General features: G+C 43.5%; 13 protein-coding genes. 12 read left to right on the forward strand and 1 reads right to left on the reverse strand.

Annotated elements, in window-relative coordinates; genetic code table 11:
* The first annotated feature begins 249 nt into the window (after nt 1-249).
* From H6571_16755 to H6571_16800, 10 genes are all read left to right on the forward strand, one after another.
* The gene (locus H6571_16755; GenBank protein ID MCB9325390.1) at nt 250-708 is read left to right on the forward strand and encodes a cold shock domain-containing protein; all 459 of its coding nucleotides are present in this window, start codon (nt 250-252) and stop codon (nt 706-708) included.
* 106 nt (nt 709-814) lie between these two features.
* The gene (locus H6571_16760) at nt 815-2,746 is read left to right on the forward strand and encodes a T9SS type A sorting domain-containing protein (GenBank protein MCB9325391.1); all 1,932 of its coding nucleotides are present in this window, start codon (nt 815-817) and stop codon (nt 2,744-2,746) included.
* A 139-nt stretch (nt 2,747-2,885) separates the two neighbouring features.
* Nucleotides 2,886-5,486, forward strand: a complete 2,601-nt coding sequence (locus H6571_16765; protein MCB9325392.1) for an alpha/beta hydrolase — start codon at nt 2,886-2,888, stop codon at nt 5,484-5,486.
* Nucleotides 5,487-5,838: 352 nt separating this feature from the next.
* On the forward strand, nt 5,839-9,891 hold the full coding sequence (locus H6571_16770; protein MCB9325393.1) for a response regulator: 4,053 nt from the start codon (nt 5,839-5,841) through the stop codon (nt 9,889-9,891).
* 183 nt (nt 9,892-10,074) lie between these two features.
* Nucleotides 10,075-10,560 carry a T9SS type A sorting domain-containing protein gene (locus tag H6571_16775; protein MCB9325394.1) on the forward strand — a complete coding sequence of 162 codons (486 nt, stop codon included), beginning with the start codon at nt 10,075-10,077 and terminating at the stop codon, nt 10,558-10,560.
* A gap of 12 nt (nt 10,561-10,572) precedes the next feature.
* Nucleotides 10,573-11,973, forward strand: a complete 1,401-nt coding sequence (locus H6571_16780) for a tail fiber domain-containing protein (protein ID MCB9325395.1) — start codon at nt 10,573-10,575, stop codon at nt 11,971-11,973.
* A gap of 66 nt (nt 11,974-12,039) precedes the next feature.
* Nucleotides 12,040-13,077, forward strand: coding sequence for a C39 family peptidase (locus H6571_16785; protein ID MCB9325396.1), 1,038 nt, complete (start codon nt 12,040-12,042; stop codon nt 13,075-13,077).
* A gap of 118 nt (nt 13,078-13,195) precedes the next feature.
* Nucleotides 13,196-13,765 carry a hypothetical protein gene (locus H6571_16790; GenBank protein ID MCB9325397.1) on the forward strand — a complete coding sequence of 190 codons (570 nt, stop codon included), beginning with the start codon at nt 13,196-13,198 and terminating at the stop codon, nt 13,763-13,765.
* 112 nt (nt 13,766-13,877) lie between these two features.
* Nucleotides 13,878-14,090 carry a hypothetical protein gene (locus H6571_16795; GenBank protein ID MCB9325398.1) on the forward strand — a complete coding sequence of 71 codons (213 nt, stop codon included), beginning with the start codon at nt 13,878-13,880 and terminating at the stop codon, nt 14,088-14,090.
* A gap of 47 nt (nt 14,091-14,137) precedes the next feature.
* Complete coding sequence (locus H6571_16800; protein MCB9325399.1) at nt 14,138-14,944, forward strand: hypothetical protein; 807 nt, start codon at nt 14,138-14,140, stop codon at nt 14,942-14,944.
* Nucleotides 14,945-15,156: 212 nt separating this feature from the next.
* Here H6571_16800 and H6571_16805 read toward each other — a convergent pair whose 3' ends face one another.
* The gene (locus tag H6571_16805) at nt 15,157-15,729 is read right to left on the reverse strand and encodes a pentapeptide repeat-containing protein (GenBank protein MCB9325400.1); all 573 of its coding nucleotides are present in this window, start codon (nt 15,727-15,729) and stop codon (nt 15,157-15,159) included.
* A gap of 473 nt (nt 15,730-16,202) precedes the next feature.
* On the opposite strand from H6571_16805, the gene H6571_16810 reads away from it, so the two are divergent.
* Both H6571_16810 and H6571_16815 read left to right on the forward strand, forming a co-directional pair.
* Nucleotides 16,203-16,730 (forward strand): T9SS type A sorting domain-containing protein, encoded by a 528-nt coding sequence (locus H6571_16810; GenBank protein ID MCB9325401.1) that lies wholly within the window; start codon nt 16,203-16,205, stop codon nt 16,728-16,730.
* A 103-nt stretch (nt 16,731-16,833) separates the two neighbouring features.
* Entirely contained in the window at nt 16,834-19,281 is a 2,448-nt protein-coding gene (locus H6571_16815; protein ID MCB9325402.1) for a hypothetical protein, read from the forward strand.
* Nucleotides 19,282-19,390: the final 109 nt, after the last annotated feature.

Genomic DNA, 19,390 nt, shown 5'->3' on the forward strand with positions numbered 1-19,390 from the left:
TTGTGAAAAGTTCAAATTACAAATTACAATCTTCAAATTTGTGATTTACAGTGATTATCTTTTTTAGAATAGGTATTTTAAAATTAAAAATTGCCAGGTTTGCCGATTTATCGCAACTCGGGTTAATGAGGATAAATTTCGATATGTTGTGTTTTCGTTGGGTTGATCACTAATGATAGAGATTATTACCCATTTATCCACTTTATATTCGTATCTTTAAGAGAAAATTTTTTAATCTAAAAAAAATATATGGCGAAATCGCAGCAGTCCTTCGGTAAAAAAGAAAAAGAAAAAAAACGTATAAAAAAGAAAAAAGAGAAATTAGAGCGCCGGGAGCAGCGCAAAATTGAAAAAAATGAAAATGGGCCCGTGGCATTTGAAGATATGCTCTCCTATGTAGATGAAAACGGTAATCTTACGGCCACCCCGCCAGATCCTTCCAAAAAGAAAAAAATCAAAGCTGAAGACATCATCCTTGGGGTTCCACCAGTGGATAAGTCCAGCAGATCGGTTATCCGCAAAGGACAGGTGAAATTCTTCAACGACGAAAAAGGCTATGGCTTTATCATAGATGAGGAAACAAAAGATAGTCTTTTTGTACACATGAACAACACCGCTGAATCCATTCGGGAAAATGACAAAGTGACTTTCGAAATTGAAATGGGCCCCAAGGGGGCCAATGCGGTGAATGTGAAATTAGTAGAATAGCAAATTATCCTGGCTTGGTTCAAGTTGTGTATTCCCACAAGGTTTTAATGGAGAAATTCACCCGCAAGGAGCCTCCTGATTTTTCCTGCGCTTAACTACCTGAAATATGAAAAGCATAATTTTTTTCCTCGCAATTTTCATGGCCCTTACTGCACACGGCCAATGGACCACTGAAACGGCGGTAAATACGCTTGTTGCGACCTCCGAAGGTGGCGACATGAAATCCATCGGAACCTCCGACGGACAGACCTACGTGGTTTTTTGGAAAACTGTGGCGGCTCCCGTCAATTATGAATTGAGGTTACAGGTATTGGATGCTTCAGGGAATAGACAACTGGGGGATGACGGCATGCTCGTCAGTGGTAATATTTCCATGAGCACCTATACGGTGATATGGTCCGTGACGGTGGATAAGGATGATAATCTGTATATCGGAGCGACCGGCACCGGCGACGGTTCAGGCCATGTCTTTAAACTGGACATCAACGGCAATCCATTATGGGGAGCCGATGGGGTGACTTTTAGTGATGGTTACCTGGTGACCGTTTTGCCATTGGCAAACGGCGAGGCGATTGTGTCGTGGTTTGCTTCCGGACAGGGCCTGATGCAAAGGTATGATGCCGCGGGCAATACCCTGTGGAACGATCCGCAACCCATTGAGAGCGGGACAAGCCATACGGCTCCGGCCAATTTGTTTGAATTGCCCGAAGCAGGTTATGTGGTGGTGTTCCATGTGTTGAGTTTTGGCATCAGCTCCACCCTTTACGCCCAGCGTTATGATGAAAACGGGGTGGCTCAATGGGCTGTCCCCACCAAGTTATCCAACAAAACTACTGCTTATAACGCTTTTTACAGCGGCACACAAGATGGGGAGGTCGTCTATTTCGGGTACTTTGCCAGCAGCGGCAGCCGTTTTGATTCGTTTGTGCAACGGATCAACCCGGATGGTACATTGCCCTGGGGCATCAACGGAATGGACTTCGATACCAATGAGACGGATTATGAAATGGATACCCAAATTGCGATAGCGCCTGGTTCCCAATACATCTGGGCGGTTTGCACTTATACCAATACTTCCCAGGGGCAACGTGGTGAATACGTTCAAAAGTTTGATAAAAACACAGGCGCCAGACAATTCACCGATAATGCCAAAATCGTTTATCCCATCAGCGAAGATTTCAGGCAACATGCAGGGCCTATGTTTTTGATGAACGACCAGCCTTTGTTTTTGTTGAAAAAAGGGTATGATAACAGCGTGACACCTACCACTTTGGACGGGGTGTTGCTGGATGAGAACGGAGATTTTGCGTGGGAAGAAGTCTCCAGGCCCATGGCAACCTATCAGGCCGCCAAAAGCAGGATACAATTCAACCGGCCGGCCAACGGCCAGGCGGTTGCCGTATTTATAGAAGACAAATCTGGGGGCGCCAGAATCTATGCTCAGAATGTAGTGGTGGATGTGGTTCCGGCTCCGCTGGATCAGCCGACCCTGGTTTACCCGCCGGACGAATCGGTTGAAATTCCAATGATGGTGACCTTCATCTGGAATGCCGTACAGAACGCCGAAACTTATCAAATTCAGATCTCCACAGATGATGCCTTTGAAAATTTGATCGCCGACGAGGGAAATCTGGTGAACACCACTTATGACTTTTCTCTACCTGATGATCAAACCACCTACCACTGGCGGGTAAAGGCAGTGGATGCCACCCAGGAAAGTGACTGGTCCGCGGGATGGCGTTTTACCACAGAAATCATGCTCGGGGTAGATCTGCTATCCTCTGCTGCTGAATTAAAGGTATATCCCAACCCCACACGGGGGCAAACGTTTCTTGAGTTCAATAGCCCATCGGCCTGTGAGGTTCAATTGACGATTTATGATTCAAAGGGAAGCCTGGTCTTTTCTTCTGTGGAAAGGGTGGTCCCGGGCAAGAATTCCTTTGAGGCGGACCTGGCAAAACTTCCTGCGGACGCGTATCATTTTTGGGTAAAAGGAAAAGCATTAAACTTGTTTGGAAAATTTTCTTTGGTGAGATAAAAATGAAACCATTTGAAATATTCAAGTATCAAATTGCCCTTCTGTACTGCCTTTTCCAATGAGCTTAGTACAGGCTCAAATTCAAAAAATGGATTAAAGAGCTGTACATTTAGGGCATAGTCACAAAAGCTATGAACCTATGAAATTTAAATCTGTTTTTTCGCGAAAAACAATAAGCTTTTTCGCCTTATTGTGTATTTCCGTATTATCCTTTTCCCAAAAAAATGAGGGCAACATCGTCCAGTATTTTGGAAAAGAAAAGGTCGAAGAGGTCAACGAAGGCTCCATTATCCATCTGTTTAAAACCGGGCTTATTTTGCGAAAGCCAGGGTTTGATTTCAACTCCCCGTCTGTGTTGAGCGATCCATTGCTGGCCAGGATTCTGACCGATGGAAAATATGACATTTCGGAAGGTAAAACGGAACAATGGCCGGGCGGTGTTTTGACGTGGGAGCAGATTGAGGTTGGCGACAAAAATGACTTTAACGACCCCGGGCTCCGGTCAGGATACCTTTACCTGGAATATGAATCACCGGAGGCCATCACGGTATTATTTGAAGCTTCGGGCCATACGAGTGCATTGATCAATGGGTTGCCCCATGAGGGCGATCATTATGATTTTGGCTGGCAGCTGATCCCGCTTCGATTGAAAAAAGGAAAAAATGAATTCGTGCTGACGGGAGGCCGGTTTCCCACCATGCGTGCCCGATTGTTAAAAGCCAACGCCCCTGTACAATTTACCCAGAGAGACATGACCCTGCCCGATTTGTTACAGGAAAACCGGGAACCCCTATGGGGGGCCATCAGAGTGATGAATACCCAAGAAAATGAGTACAAAGGAGGAAGCATTGTTTGCAAAGTGGGCAAGGAAGAACTTACGACTACATTGCCTGATGTTGCGCCGATGTATATTCGCAAATTACCTTTTTTAATCCCCAATCCGGCGGGTTTGTCTGACCAGGATACGGTCATAACAGTGTTGCTCCTAAAAGATAATAAAGGCAAAACCCTGGCCATTGATACTATCGAGTTGGCCGTAAAATCTACCTTCAAACATCACAAAAGAACTTTTATCAGTGATATAGACGGGAGTGTTCAATATTACAGTATAGCTCCTTCTTCAAATAAAAATATCGAAAATCCCGCTTTATTCTTTTCTGTACACGGCGCCTCGGTAGAAGCCGTCAACCAGGCCAATGCCTATCAACAAAAAGACTGGGGGCATCTCGTCGCACCTACCAACCGTCGTCCGTTTGGTTTTGCCTGGGAAGACTGGGGGCGGCTGGATGCCCTGGAAGTTTTGACCCATTCAGAAAAATTGTTAAAAACAGATCCTCAACATACCTATTTAACCGGACATTCCATGGGCGGTCACGGCACCTGGTATTTAGGAGCCACTTATCCCGATCGTTTTGCCGCCATTGCTCCCTGTGCCGGTTATCCGGATTTGTTAGGCTATCGACAAAGTTTTGTAGAAAGAATGAAGGATCGGCCGGAAGCCGAATTTGCCAGATTCGGGATGACCAAGGCTGAATTTTTGGCGATGGCGATGGATCATAGATTTGACAATGAGAAAGATATTTTGCTCGATTCCATCATCCGACGGGCAGGTACTCCCAGCAGAACCCTTAAGCTGGAACGCAACTATCTCCATTTTGGTGTTTTTGTTTTACACGGAGAAATCGATAACGTGGTGCCCACTTTCATCGCCCGGATGATGCGCGAACGTTTGGGGAAATTTCATAATGATTTTACTTATTATGAATATCCCGGTGGCACGCATTGGTATGGAGATCACAGCGTGGACTGGCCTCCCATTTTTGATTTCTTCAAAGCCAGAAGCATAAAGGCACCAAAGGATATTAACAAAATCGAATTTTATACGGGGTCACCAGGAGTTTCTTCCAGTTCCCACTTTATACATATCCTACAGCAAATGAAACCTTTTGACATCAGCACTTTTGACTTTCGCAGGGAGGAGGCAGCTATAATTCTTTCTACAACGAATGTCCAGACAGTGGCTATTGATATTGAAAAAATGGCAACACAAGCGGATACTTTATCCATAGATGGACAGGAAATGCCCATTGCTTCCACAGATAAAATGATCTATCTGACCAACCAAAATGGATCGTGGAAAAAAACACCTAAACCATCCCTCAAAGAAAAAGGACCTCACCGAAATGGAGGTTTTAAAGATGCTTTTAGAAATAATATGGTGTTTGTTTATGCGTCCAAAGGATCAAAAGAAGAGAACGAATGGTATTACAACCGGGCTAAAGTCGATGCAGAAAAATTCTGGTACCGGGCGAATGGGAATGTAGAACTCATCAGGGATACGGAATTCACGCTGGCAGATTATCCCGATAGAAATGTGATCCTTTACGGAAACAAAGACAATAATGTAGCCTGGGATCAATTATTATCCCATTGTCCGGTTCAGGTTTCCAGGAATGAAGTCAAAATCGGTACAAAAACCTTAACAGGCGATCAATGGGGCAGCTACTTCATTTATCCGCGGCAGGACAGCGACCAGGCTAGTATAGGGGTGGTGACGGCCACGGGAATAAAAGGTATGAAAGGCGCCTATGCCAACGATTACCTGGTGAATGGGACGACTTTTCCCGACTTAATGTTATTCGATCATACCATGATGAAAGCTGGCATTTCAGGCGTAAAGTGCAGCGGTTTTTTGGGCAATGACTGGTCGGTAGAAAAAGGGGATTTCGTCTGGCGATGATAGGATACAGTATAAACCTCTGAGGTTTGGTCTTTTCTGAGAAAATTAATTTTCAAGGTATTGATTTTATTGGTTTTGTATAGATAATCGCTAAATTTTCATGAGGTGTAGCGCACCGCAGCCTGAATTTAATAAGCGGGAAGCATGTTGCCGTCTTGCCGGGCTAACAGATAGTTATTCCGTTAAATTGTATTCCCTAAAAAGTGCTCATGTCTTTTTGGGAAAGTGAAAGTCTGGCGTTTCCATAAATCAGGAATTTCATCCTTTTGCCTTCCTATGTTGGAGTTATGGTGCTAACCCGTTATTTTTATGAGCGTTTAATTTCATGGGGTGGAAGCTCAAAAATTCAAAGGTGCATTTATATTTATTGAAAACACTATTCACATACGGCTTACTCTTCTTTACCCTTACTGCTGCGACCCAGTCCTTTCAGGGTAACCTCAAACTGGAGAATATCACTTTTCCTGAAGGCAACCAGCTGGCCTATGTGTATGATATTGCCCAGGACAGCACCGGTTTGATCTGGATGCGGGCCAATTGGGATATTTACACCTACAACGGGCATGAACTTGCCAAATTAGGCCAGGAAGTACTGGGCTTTCCTGCGAACAATACGCGATGGGTATTTGCAGACCCGTCGACTCCTGATTTTTATTTTATCCGGGATACCCTTGTCATTTTTGATCCTGTTACACGAAAGATCAAAGAACGTCACATCTCTGAAGACATAATCAACAGCGTTGAAATTAACCTGCTGGCCTATATTGGTGTTGCGCAAGACGGGGCGTTGTGGTCATTAGGGAATAAAGCCAATCATCCTAGTGAAAAATTTGTTTTAAGAGCCGAAAAAGGCGAAAAATTTAAAGTGATTTGTCCGTTGGAGGTTTCCTGGTATTATGATCAGACATTAACCATTGGGGATAATTATTATGTAAAGCTTCGGGACAGGATTGAAGTATTTGGTCCAATGGGAAGGGTACAAACCTACTCGTTCCCGCCAGGACCAGACCCGGTAATGCCCAGTATGGTAAAGGATGCTGAAAATACTTTATGGGTGGTACACAGTCCGGATAAATCCAAAGACCAATATGCGGTTTATTATTTAAAAGAAGGACAGGACGAATTTGTCCGGCTTCCCCGGGATAAGCGTTTTGTACAGGAAGCAAAACACGGACAATTGTTCGCAGATGGAGAATTTATCTGGCATCGGGGTTACCCCTTCCGGTTGTCGAGAATGTGCATAAAAGACGGTAGTATTGTAGATTTTACGGATAAAATTATCGTACAAAGTCACGCCTTCCCTTTTTACAACAGCACTTTGTTGAATATGTTCCGGGATCGATCCGGACAGTTGTGGCTGACTACCCGGGCCGGCATGGTCAAAATGACGATAGAAAAGGATATTTTTAAAAAATACACTCTGGAAGATGCTGGCCTTAAATGTCAGGGAGAAAATTGCCAGATCAGGGCGGTAGCCGAGGACGATGACGGATTTATTTATTCCTCTTACCAAAACGGCATTCTTAAACTGAATCCCCAAACCGGAGAATTATCCGAATTACCCTTGAATATTCCGCCGCAGAACCAAAAAGAGCATGCCCTCACCTATGCCTGGGGAACGCTGTTCTGGAATGATTATGCCATTGATCTGACGACCAATGAAAGTCGCAGGCTTTTTCCAGCCACTACTTTCGAATACATCGCCCACGGAATGGATCCGGAAGCCCGACAACTTTGGATCGGGGTCAATGATCTTCCTTTTAAATTTTATCGGTATGACATACTGACCAGGGAAACGACCAGGCTGGAAATTCCAAATGACTTTTTACTCAGTACCAATTCAGAGGTAAGGCAAATCCATTTTAGCAAATATACGGGTACCTTGTTTTTGTCTTTATGGGCTGACGGCATCATGGAAATCGGACTGGATGGAGCAATCATTAACCGGTATAAGGCGGACCCTTTTTCTGATGGTTGGCAGTACAGCTCCAATTATGGTATTTATGAAGATGAACATGCTCAGCTTTGGTTCGGGCATGGTAACGAGGTGGGATTGAGTAAACTGGACCTTAAGACCAGGGAAATCACCCATATTCCTTATCAAATCAAGTCCAGGTCTGATCCTTTGAAAAGGGTATTCGTGATCTTACCCGGACCAGGAGATGATCTTTGGCTGGTGACGGAAAAAGGAACGTTAAAACTGAACAAAAAAACCGGGAAGCAGACGCGTTTTCCCATGTTTCCCACTTTGTCGGAAATGGCCTATCACCGGCTTCCTGCTTTTGTAGCAGCGGATGGCACTTTTTATATTGGGACTCCTGACGGCAGCCTTAATGCCTTTCGTCCTGATGAACTGGAAGCAGCGGCTGGTTTTGACGATGCCTATCCGGTGGCGATCAATCGTTTGGAGCGATTTGATGAAAACGAGGATTCCTTGTTCGTTCAGATGAACGAACTCAACGACCTGTCAACTATCCGGCTTCATCATTTTGATCGATTTTTCAACCTGGAGTTCTTTGTTCCCGATTATCGGAATACCGGCCAGATCCTATATACCTGGTGGCTGGAAGGCTATGATAAGGAATGGAGTACCCCTACCCGGATCAATCAATTACAATACGAGAACCTGCCCCCGGGAAAATACACCTTACACATTCGCGGAGGCATTACACCTGAATTTTTCAAATCTTCGGAACGGACATTATCCGTCGAGGTGGTTCGAGCCTGGTATAAAAGATGGTGGGCTTTTGCACTTTATATCCTTGGCTTTTTAGGCTTGGTTTATCTATACTACCAATACCAGGTCAACCAGCAACTGGAAAAAGCCGAAGCCAAACGACTCAAGGAACTGAACACCCTCAAATCCCGGCTCTACACCAATATCACCCACGAATTCCGGACGCCGCTGACGGTCATTATGGGTATGACCAATAACATTAAAGGCCACTCCCAGGAACGCAAGCTCATCCAGCGAAACAGCAAAAACCTGCTCCGGCTGATCAACCAGTTGCTGGACCTGTCCAAACTGGATTCCGGCACACTGAAAATGGACAAAATACAGGGGGATATCGTGAACTACCTGCAATACCTTACGGAGTCCTTCTACTCCATGGCGGAGGAAAAGAAAATACGACTGACCTTTTATCCGGAGGTTCGGGAATTAATTATGGATTTTGATGAGGCCAAGATGCAGCATATCGTTTACAATCTTCTGACCAATGCGATTAAGTTTACCGCCGAAGGAGGCAAGATCATACTGCATTTACAAAAAGCAGAAATCCAGGGAAAGGAATGGCTCCAGATGAAAGTCAGCGATACCGGTTTAGGTATTTCCGAAGAGAATCTGCCGAAAATTTTCGACCGCTTTTACCAGGGAGATGCATCGTTTACCCGCCGCGAAGCTGGAACCGGCATTGGTCTGACACTGACCAAAGAACTGGTGGGAATGATGGGAGGCTCCATCGTGGTGGAAAGCGAATTGGGTAAAGGAACGGACTTTCTTCTTTTGTTTCCCATTCAACTGGATCCGGATACGGTAAAAAAGGGTGAGGATGAATTCGGGGATCCTGTCCTGCAGACCGGGTATTCAGCTCCTGAAGATAAAAACCTGGTTCCGTTACTGGAGCTGGCCACTTTAAACGAAGATTCTGAAACGCCTTCTCTATTGATCATTGAAGACAATCGTGATGTGGTCACCTATATTGAAAGTCTGCTCAAAAAGGATTACCACATCGAGATCGCCCGCGACGGCCAGCAAGGGATCGATAAAGCCCTGGCGATGGTTCCCGACATCATCATCAGTGATGTGATGATGCCGGAGAAGGATGGTTACGAAGTTTGTGAAACCCTTAAAAATGACGATCGAACAAGCCATATTCCGATCATTTTGCTAACGGCAAAAGCTACCCTCGACGACAGGATCGAAGGACTCCGTGGCGGTGCCGATGCCTATTTGGTGAAACCTTTCCATAAAGAAGAGTTGTTTGTCAGGCTTGAAAAGCTCATTGAACTCCGCAAGTCATTGCAGCAAAAAAATACAGGAGCAGCATTCTTTTCCAGGAATATGGCCGATAAAAAGGCTCCTTCCCTGGATGACCTTTTTCTGCAAAAGCTCATCCAGTTGGTGCAGGAACGACTGGACGATACGGAACTTAGTGTCAACGATCTGTGCCGGGCTGTTCGCCGGAGCAATACCCAGGTGAATCGCAAACTCAAGGCCCTGACGGGAAAAACGCCCAGTCAATTCATTCGTTCCATCCGCCTGCAAAAGGCTGCCGAATTGCTTAAAACCACCGACCTGAACGTCTCGGAAATTGCCTATGAGGTAGGTTTTAATGATCCTAACTACTTTTCCCGCTCTTTTTCAGAGGAATTTGGGGTTTCCCCCAATGCTATTCGTAAGTAATTGATTTTTAGTTTTTTGTATTGATTTTTGTTTTGCTGTTGCAAAATGAATGCTACTTTTTTTTGCCTGATGTGGAATAGGTGAAGGTTTTGGGGAATGTGTGAAGGGCTCCCCTAAGATATTCCTGCACTTTTGCGGTGTTAGAAAGATCTCAGCTGAATTGTTTATTTAAAAATTATCACAATGAGAAGCATTAAACTCTACATGAGTATGCTGTTTGTCTTATCCATATTAGGAGGATTACAAGCACAACAATCTCTGCATCATGCCACCGGAGGCGATGCCTCAGGTAGCGGCGGGACGGTAAGCTATACGGTTGGCCATCCTGTTTACACCACAGTAATCGGAGCCAATGGAACGGTTGCTCAGGGTGTTCAACACGCTTTTGAAATTCTGGTCACAACAGGGCTTGAAGAAACCAACATCAGCCTGGAGCTGGATGTTTTTCCCAATCCAACAAACGGTTTACTTAATCTTCGGATAATGGATAATCAAATTCAAGGGTTGGTCTATCAACTGTTTGATGTCAGTGGCCGCTTGATTGAAACAAAACAATTGACGGATTCTGTTACGAAAATAAGCATGGAAATGCTACCGCCAGCAACCTACTATTTGCATGTAACCGACCACAAACAAACTATGAAATCTTTTAAAATTATCAAACACTAAAACTTTCAAATCATGAAAAAAATAATTTTTATCATATGCTCTTTGGTATTTGCCATCACTTTATTCGCTCAGTCTCCTGAAAAAATGAGCTATCAGGCTGTTGTAAGAGATGCTACTGGACAATTAATCACCAATAGTGAGGTGGGCGTTAGGATCAGTATTTTGCAAGGCAGCTCATCTGGTTCGGCAGTTTATATTGAAACACAAAACCCAACGGCCAATGCTAATGGTCTGGTTAGCTTGGAAATAGGTGAAGGGACAATTGTCTCCGGAGATTTTGCGACTATTGATTGGGGAAGTAACAGTTATTACCTGAAAACGGAAACAGACCCCAATGGCGGTTTCAACTATACCATCGCAGGCACAAGTCAGTTGCTTAGCGTGCCCTATGCGTTGTATGCGAAGTCAAGTGGAAGTGGCGATTGGACCCAAACCGGCAATAACATTTATTCGGCTAATTCGGGCAATGTTGGCATTGGTACTTCAGTTCCTATCTCGAAACTTCAGATTTCAGGAACAAATAATTCTATAAGAATTGTTGGAACGCTAGGAAACTATAATCATGGAGGAACCTTGAAATTCGGTGATGCAGAAAATGCGACAATTCAGGAAGATGTGGATGACAAGCTCAAAGTGACAGCTAACAGAGTTTGGTTAAAAGCCGATGTGGGGATTGGTCTGGAAGTGCCGGAACAGATAGCCAAACTTGATGTGAGAGGGAATGCCAAAGCCATCAGAGGACAGGTCGATGCAACCGGAGTGAATGTGAATGAGGGTGTTTTTGGGTTTGTCCAGGGAGGAGAAGGAACGAACTGGGGTGTTTTCGGGGATGCAGGAGCAGGTGTTGTAAATGTGGGGGTATTAGGCACTGGTAGTGGTAATCTTGGTGCTATCGGCGTACGTGGATTTGGCCAGGGTACTGGTAGCTATGGCGTATTTGGGGAGTCTAATGGAGCCTTAAGCTGGGCCGGTTACTTCGATGGTAATTTAGGTTATACGGGGGATCTTTTGGGACCTTCGGATGCCAAACTGAAAAAGGAGGTGCAGGTATTAACCGGTGCTTTGGAGAAAGTTCTTCAGCTGCAGCCCAAAACCTATTTTTTCAAAACCGATGAATATGACCATATGAACCTGGCAACAGGCCCACAGATGGGATTTATTGCACAGGAAGTCCAGGAGATATTCCCGGAAGTAGTCAAGGAAAATGTTGTTTATTTCCCAGGGGAAGATGCCGAGAAACATGAAATGATAAAAACGGAATACATTGGTATCAACTACCTGAGCTTTGTTCCAATCCTTACAAAAGCTATTCAGGAGCAACAGGAAGAGATCGAGTCATTGCGAAATGAAAACGAAGCATTGAAAGCGCGAATGGATAGAATGGAAACAATGTTGGAGGGCATGAATAAATAAATGCATTAATCTAAAATGTTTGAGTTATTCTAGGCTGATAATTTTTTAACGACCAAATTTCTAAAAATGAAGTTTAAAAATATTAATTCCAAAAGGTTATTATTTATAGTCATTTGTGCTCTTTTTTTTATAAACCTTTCGGCACAACAAAAAACTATCTACCAGCATCACAGAACTGTTTATGACCAAGTACGACAAGCGAATGTCATCCAGTTTTGGTATGACTCTTCCCCTGAAAAAAATGGCTGGGATAGTGATGGATTAAAGTTTGTTGCTTTTTCCAAAAAAGAAGATAGTCCAGGGCTCATTCCGGTGTATCAATATATAACGGATGACGGCCGTCAATTGTGGGATACACAAAAACCCGCGTCCGGGGATAAAGGATGGAAAATAATCTTCTATGCACATAGTTTGCCTGCCAGTCTCTCATCAAATGTTATTACCAAGCCAATTTATCAGTATGGTGGAAGCGGTAGTGTAATTTATACTACAAATGAATCTGTAGAACAGCTTGCTGTACCGAGTGGTTTCAGAAAAGCGCCAAAAGCATTATTTCATGCTATAGTTCCGTTGAGAGGTGCTCCCGGCCTGAGTATTTTAAGTGAAATTCCCTTGATCGGGCAGGAAACAAATTTATGGTGTTGGGCAGCGTGTACTCAAATGGTTATGGAATACTACTATACTTTTGTTCCACAGTGCGAAATAGTGAATAAAACAAAAAAACGAGGGGATTGCTGTACGGATTCAGAGGCAAAACAGGATGGATTAAAATGTAGACAAACGGGATGGTTCAGGTACGATAATTATGGCTTTGACTATGATTCGACGACATTTGGAACTGCAGTTAGTTGGATCAAGTTAAAGGAAGAAATTGATGCCAACAGACCTGTTTCCTTTGCCTGGAGTTGGTCTTCCGGAGGAGGCCACCTTATGGTTGCAACCGGATATTTGGAGAGTGGCGACAACAAATTGGTTTATGTAACTGATCCATGGCCCGCTGGCAAAGGTGATCACAGGTGGGTAACTTACAAGCAATTTGTAAGCCAGCCAAAGAATCATACTCATCAATCTGATTTATATAATCTTCGCTATAAAACTAAATAATATTATGAAAAGGATAACAATTTTTAATCCGCTTCATTTTTTATTCCTCATTGCAGGAATTACGAGTATTTTTTCCTGCAATGAAATTTTCTACCCCCATAACCCAAATCCTAACTCAATGGACCCCGCTCAAGAAGCTTTAAAATTGCTTGAATCCTTGGCCAATGAATACACCTATAAACAAATGGGGTTTGCTTCTTTAGAGGAAGTTTCTTCTGCGGAGCTAGGTACTCCTGTTTCCGTATTTACGGTAGGATATGATGTAATTAGAAATTACGAGGAAAATATGCACCCCAATTTACTGTTGACCGATCTACATGAAATAATTTATCCTGTAGTATCAGGTGGTCAAATTCGGAGTTCTATCGGAGTGATGTATGACGGTAAGGAGTGGGAATATACAGACATTGGTCGTCCGAATTTCACCAATGCCCTTTTTGAGGCTCGCGAGTTGCATGTGTCTTCCACAGGGAGAAACCATGAGGATTTTTTCATGGTGAATTTTCCGGCCTTGTATATAACACTCATTGCCTATCGGCTAGAGGATGGCTCAACTGAAATGGCAGTTGTACATGGAAGTGATTTGACTGGTTTGAAAACCAACGAATTGTTGCCTGGTAATAAGGTTTTTGCAGCTATTGCGGCTTATGCGAAAGAACATCCTGCAGAAGGCATGTCTCCCGATTAGATATTAATTATCCACCTCCTATTCTAATTGCCGAAGAGATTATTCAGTTTAGTTTAAACTCTAATTGAATTATCTTATTTATCACCTTAATTTTTCACTTAAAAATATTTTTATGGTAAACCTGAAATTCAACATGGTTGCCTTTTTCATCCTATGCTTCTTTGGAGGTTTGCAGTCACAACAATCCTTACATCATGCCACCGGAGGGGATGCCTCAGGAAGTGGTGGTTCGGTAAGCTATACGGTTGGCCATCCTGTGTACACTACACATGATGGCGCGGGGGGATCGGTCGCGCAGGGGGTTCAACATGCTCAGTTGGAATGATTATTGCAGCAATCGAATAAATAACTTATGCTAAAATAATATTAACCATGAAGTCAATCAAATTAATTTTTACCCTGGCAATCTTTTGCCTCTTTTTTGCCACCAGCCTTCAGGCACAGGTTGCTGAACAGTCCTACGTCATCGTAGAATATATGAAAGTAAAACCCGGCATGGAGGACCAATACCGCGATTGTGAGCGGGTCTGGAAACTCATGCACCAGGAACGCAAAAAAATGGGCCTGATCACCGGGTGGGAACTTGAACGGGTGATGTACCCAAGCGGAATCAATGCGGAGTATGATTATCTCACCATCACCCACCTGAAGAACTGGAAGGGGATCGATGAGCTGAACAACAGCTGGAACCAGAAAACCTGGGATGCCATGACCAAAAACCTGACCGCCGAACAAAAGGACCTGGCCGACAGGGCTGAGGAATTCAGGGATATCGTCAAAAGAGAAATATGGACGGCAGCAGATATGGCTTTTGGGCCGGCAGGAGGGATGGCACCATACAGGGTAGAGAACTTCATGAAAGTGCCCGCGAATGGCTGGGACGACTGGATGGAGATGGAGGCCCGATTTGTCAAACCCGTTCATGAAAAAAGCATCGCCATGGGCAACCGTGCCGGATGGATCATGGGGTTTATGGTTTTCCCACAGGGAGCGGAACAGCCTTATGATGTTTCAACGATCGATTTTTACAATACCTGGGAAGATATGGATAAGAGTGATCAAAAAGCCTGGGACGCTGTTTACCCGGATATGAGCAAGGGCCATATCGGCCGCCGTATAGAGTCCACCCGCACCCTGGTAAGGAAGGAGGTGCGCCGGCTGGTGGATTCAGTAGAATAAATAATTAATGTGAATTAAGGGTTGAACCCGCTTGGGGTTCCTTCGTAATCTTTTAAAAAACCACGGGTTTAACCCGTGGTTTTTTATATTTTAATCCTTTCAGGATAAAATGTCCGAAGGACATGAATATAAATAACCCTGTGTAAAACTCGGGGTATCCAACAGGATCTAGGAAACAACCCAGAAGTGAGTTGAATTTAAATTAAAAAAAATTATTCAATCTCGATATCAAAACTCCCCAACAACCCGGGCAGCCCTGAAACGGAGAATTTCGCCTTTCGGATCCGGTTGTTTTCCGGGTGAATGGTATAGTGAGTTGCCGTCCGTAAATCAGCTTTTTCAAGATTGGTATGGTCAAAAATGGCGCCGGAAAGATCGCATTCATCCAGAAAAGCGCCAGACAAATCAGTCTCTGTAAAATCCACCTCCTGGAGGCTGCATTTTTTAAAGCGGGTTCCTTTTAAATTGATTTTGCAGAAATTGGAAATGTTCAACAGGCAGTGGTCAAACCCCACGGCAAACAAAAAGTCATTGCATTCCTCAAATTGGAGGCCGAGCATTTTGCAGTCCTTGAAGGTTACGGATTTGAAAGAGGTTTCCATAATGTTAGCCATGCTGAGATCGCAGTCGCGGAAGGTACATTCCGTGAAATGGATACCGGAAAGATCGGAGTGGGCAAAATTACAGCTGAGGAAAGAACATACCTCGTAATGGCCCATGGCCAATGGGGTGCCGGAAAAATCTACCCCTTCAAAATCTTGCTCTTCAATGTATTTATCGTTCATGGTTTTTAGATTGATGAAATAGTCGGAATTTCAAAAAACGATTCAAAGCAATTTCAAATGAATAACATCATTCTTTCAAAGGCTAAGTTAGAAAAAACCATAAACAAATAACAAAGACTTTTGCTGACAGCCTGATTCGTTTTTTACTCGAATGAATTTATGTTATTAAAGGCCATAGGTGCCTAAAATGGTTCTTGGTGACAAAAGTCATTGCTATTTTTCTGAGAGTAGCTTAATATGCAGGTTATTGATTTTCTTTTCCATTTCTTCCAGCCGGAAACATCCAGGCTCCCATTTGATTTTTTTCTGATATCGATACAATACTATTCACTCCTCCCCACGGATCAATACACCTATCTGACATTGTATCGTTTACCTAAGATTTTTTCCTGTTAACGTTCTTTTTGAGGGCAGGCGATAGCCGTACAAAGATTACAGAATTTTATCTTATTCACTCATAAAACACTTACCATATGAAACAGCTCCTTTTTTTTAGCTTTTGTTTTTTCATTGCGATCACCATCCGGGGGCAATCTTTTGAGCCTCAACTAATAGGTGTTGTCAATGGAGCCGGATATGATGCTGACATTCAACTGGATTGGTCGGTCGGGGAATCATTCATTACATTTCAGCCAACGGATTTTGGAGCCTTGTCGGAGGGATTTATCCAGCCTATGTGGCTGAGGAGACCTTTGGATACTCCGACGGAAATAACCGAACCAACCGTAAGGATGGATGATTATCAATGGATCGTTTCACCGAATCCTGTTTCCAACAATTTAAGATTGCAATTGGATCGTCGGAATGAATGGCTATGTTATGTCACGATATTGGATTACTCAGGAAAAATGAAACTGTTGAAAATTTTTCCTGTCGGTGACCGTCAAATAGACCTGGATATGTCCGGATTTCCATCAGGAATTTATCTTGTTCGGCTTTTTTCTCCTGAAAAGAAAACGAGCCTGACGGTCAAGGTTTTGAAAGCGGATAAGATACAATAAAGACGAAACGGGTGGCACTTATTAGGTATTCGCCACTAAGAATTATTGCCTGAAATTTTATCTCATATTATGTTTAAATTTTTATTAAAAGAACCAAAAGATTATGAAAAAAATAATTTCAATACTTGTTAGTTCACTCTGTTTTATTTCCTTTTTAACAGCTCAGACGGTTCCATTGGGTATTAATTTTCAAGCTGTTGCGAGAGATGTTGAAGGCGAAATTTTGGCTGATCAAACGATCAGCCTTCGCTTGAGCTTGAAAACGCAGCAACCCTCTGAGCAGGTTTATTATGTGGAGACCCATGAGGTAACGACTAATGCCCTGGGCCTTTTTAATCTGGTTATCGGAAAAGGAAATACACTCAAGGGCGATTTTGAAAGCGTTCCCTGGGGAAGCCAGCAAATCATGATGGAAACCGCCATGGATGCCAATGGAGGCTCCAAGTACAAGGTGCTGAACACGTCCAACCTGTTAGCTGTACCTTACGCCTTTTATGCTCAATCTGCCGGAGCATTTACCGGCGTGGCAGCAGAAGAAGAAAGCCTTGAAAAAAGCAATCGCCCAGTGCCATGCCTGACCGAGACTTGTTATTGCGAAGGAGGCTATACAGCGATGAAACTGTTTTATTTTGGAGAGGACAATGTCACGGTGGAAGTGTTTAGTGATTATGCGATGAACAATCTGTTTCTTACGTTCAACAATGTTATGAGTGGAGATCTACTGATCATTGATGGCAGTGGTTTGGCCAATGGTACATTGATGTCTAAAACCTACCTGAAAGTAACCAACCTGGCCAATGAGGATTGTGTGACGAAGATTGATTCCAAATGTCCGCTACCTTCCTGGCCCGTCGCGAAGGAAGAGCAGGAAATTTTAGGAAAAACTTTTGGCAATTTTACCGTTTATTCCCATACCAGTGCCGAGAATAATTTCGAATGTACTTTAGATAATATTCAAACGGATTGGCATGTAGGAGGTAATGTGGTGGGGGCTTTGAAGAAAAAACTGGGAACCAAAAACGATGAAGATGTTATTTTTATTACCAATAATATTCCACGTGGCATTATCAACAAAGCAGGTCAATTCGGCATCAAAACACTGGATCCCAGGCCAGGCGTTGATATGGATGTGCGGGGCATTTTCATTGCAGACAGTATTATGGTGCGTGGAGGCCTGGACGTTGGCGGCAACTTGAAAGTTCATGGGGATTCTGTTATCATCGATCACAACCTTTTTGTGGGAGATACCACTTTTACAAGGGGGTTAGTGGTTCGTGATAATGTGCCAGACGGAGGATTTTTGGCCACTTTTGAAAATACCAATATTGATAATGGAGATGGTATAAAGATCAAGATCAATACAAACCAGGCCAATAATGGAAATGATTTTATTTCTTTCTGGGATAAATTTGCCATGCGGGGGCGTATAGAAGGGCAAACATCCGGTGAACTTTCTTCTGATCCTGAATGGATCATGAATACCACTATTTTGTCTGCTGAAGTAGCTATTGCAACGGCCGAATTTGGCATGGCCACCGCGGATGTTGCTGCCGCTGCTGCTTCTACCACGCCTTGTTTTGGGTTGGGAGCCTGTGAAACAGTACCTATTGCCTCTCTGATTACAGCTTCGCTTGCCAATGAAGGCGTTGCCATTGCCAACGAGGCTATTGCCGTTGCCAATCTGGCAGTATACGAAGCATTTGCTTTTGACAACCTGGGCGTTACCTACGAATCCGGCGCCGGGGACTACGCAGAATGGCTGGAAAGAAAAAACCCGTCAGAGAAAATGATCGCCGGGGATATTGTTGGTGTGTATGGCGGAAAGATATCCAAAAATACCGAAGGTGCCGACAACTTTATGGTCGTATCCTTTAACCCGATTGTTTTGGGAAATATGCCCAAACAAACGAAAGAGGAATTGTTTGAAAAAGTAGGTTTCATGGGGCAGGTGCCTGTCAAGGTTAAAGGCAAAGTAAGTATAGGAGATTACATTCTTCCATCGGGTCAAAATGATGGTTTTGGAAAAGGCGTCAGCCCGGAAAGGATGAAAATGGACGATTATGGAAAGATTGTTGGTATAGCCTGGACTGCTTCTGAAAACCGGGTAGCCGGAGTGGTCAATATGGCCATCGGTATCAATAAAAACGACATGGTTGGTAAGGTGGTTCAGCAGCAAAAAGAAATTCAAATGTTAAAAGAACAGTTGAATGCGACTCAAAGCAGCATGGAGGGACTTTTATCAAGAATGGATGCCATGAATGACCGCCTGAATTCAATCGAAATGAATGGCCTGAAAACCGAGGAAACCATTAGATTGGCAACAGCGGAAGAACTTCATGCTTACCAGCTTACAAGAGAGCAAGTTGAAGCCTCTTTTGAAATGATGAGGACCCATTTGATGAACAAAGGAATAGATGTTGACAATCATCCTGTCTATGGTAGGGTTTTTAATGATGAAGCTTATCGCGAACAGGTGATCGATCGTATGATGAATGGGTTTGAAAATGCCAGGAAATTAATGATCGAGACAGATAAAAAAATGGGATTTTAAAACGAAACTGGTTTAAGTAGTTCGCGAACTACTTAACTAAGATAATATTTAAAACAACTTCAAAATAAAAAAGGAGTTCCAATGTATCCATCGGAACTCCTTTTTTTGT

The organism is Lewinellaceae bacterium (genome assembly GCA_020636105.1).
Taxonomy (GTDB): Bacteria; Bacteroidota; Bacteroidia; order Chitinophagales; family Saprospiraceae; genus BCD1.

What these genes read in the sequence shown, in the direction of transcription:
- H6571_16775 (MCB9325394.1), top strand. Translation starts at nt 10,075, where the DNA reads ATGAGAAGCATTAAACTCTACATGAGTATGCTGTTTGTCTTATCCATA.
- H6571_16810 (MCB9325401.1), top strand. Translation starts at nt 16,203, where the DNA reads ATGAAACAGCTCCTTTTTTTTAGCTTTTGTTTTTTCATTGCGATCACC.
- H6571_16805 (MCB9325400.1), bottom strand. Translation starts at nt 15,729, where the DNA reads ATGAACGATAAATACATTGAAGAGCAAGATTTTGAAGGGGTAGATTTT.
- H6571_16765 (MCB9325392.1), top strand. Translation starts at nt 2,886, where the DNA reads ATGAAATTTAAATCTGTTTTTTCGCGAAAAACAATAAGCTTTTTCGCC.
- H6571_16800 (MCB9325399.1), top strand. Translation starts at nt 14,138, where the DNA reads ATGAAGTCAATCAAATTAATTTTTACCCTGGCAATCTTTTGCCTCTTT.
- H6571_16780 (MCB9325395.1), top strand. Translation starts at nt 10,573, where the DNA reads ATGAAAAAAATAATTTTTATCATATGCTCTTTGGTATTTGCCATCACT.
- H6571_16760 (MCB9325391.1), top strand. Translation starts at nt 815, where the DNA reads ATGAAAAGCATAATTTTTTTCCTCGCAATTTTCATGGCCCTTACTGCA.
- H6571_16795 (MCB9325398.1), top strand. Translation starts at nt 13,878, where the DNA reads ATGGTAAACCTGAAATTCAACATGGTTGCCTTTTTCATCCTATGCTTC.
- H6571_16815 (MCB9325402.1), top strand. Translation starts at nt 16,834, where the DNA reads ATGAAAAAAATAATTTCAATACTTGTTAGTTCACTCTGTTTTATTTCC.
- H6571_16790 (MCB9325397.1), top strand. Translation starts at nt 13,196, where the DNA reads ATGGACCCCGCTCAAGAAGCTTTAAAATTGCTTGAATCCTTGGCCAAT.
- H6571_16785 (MCB9325396.1), top strand. Translation starts at nt 12,040, where the DNA reads ATGAAGTTTAAAAATATTAATTCCAAAAGGTTATTATTTATAGTCATT.
- H6571_16755 (MCB9325390.1), top strand. Translation starts at nt 250, where the DNA reads ATGGCGAAATCGCAGCAGTCCTTCGGTAAAAAAGAAAAAGAAAAAAAA.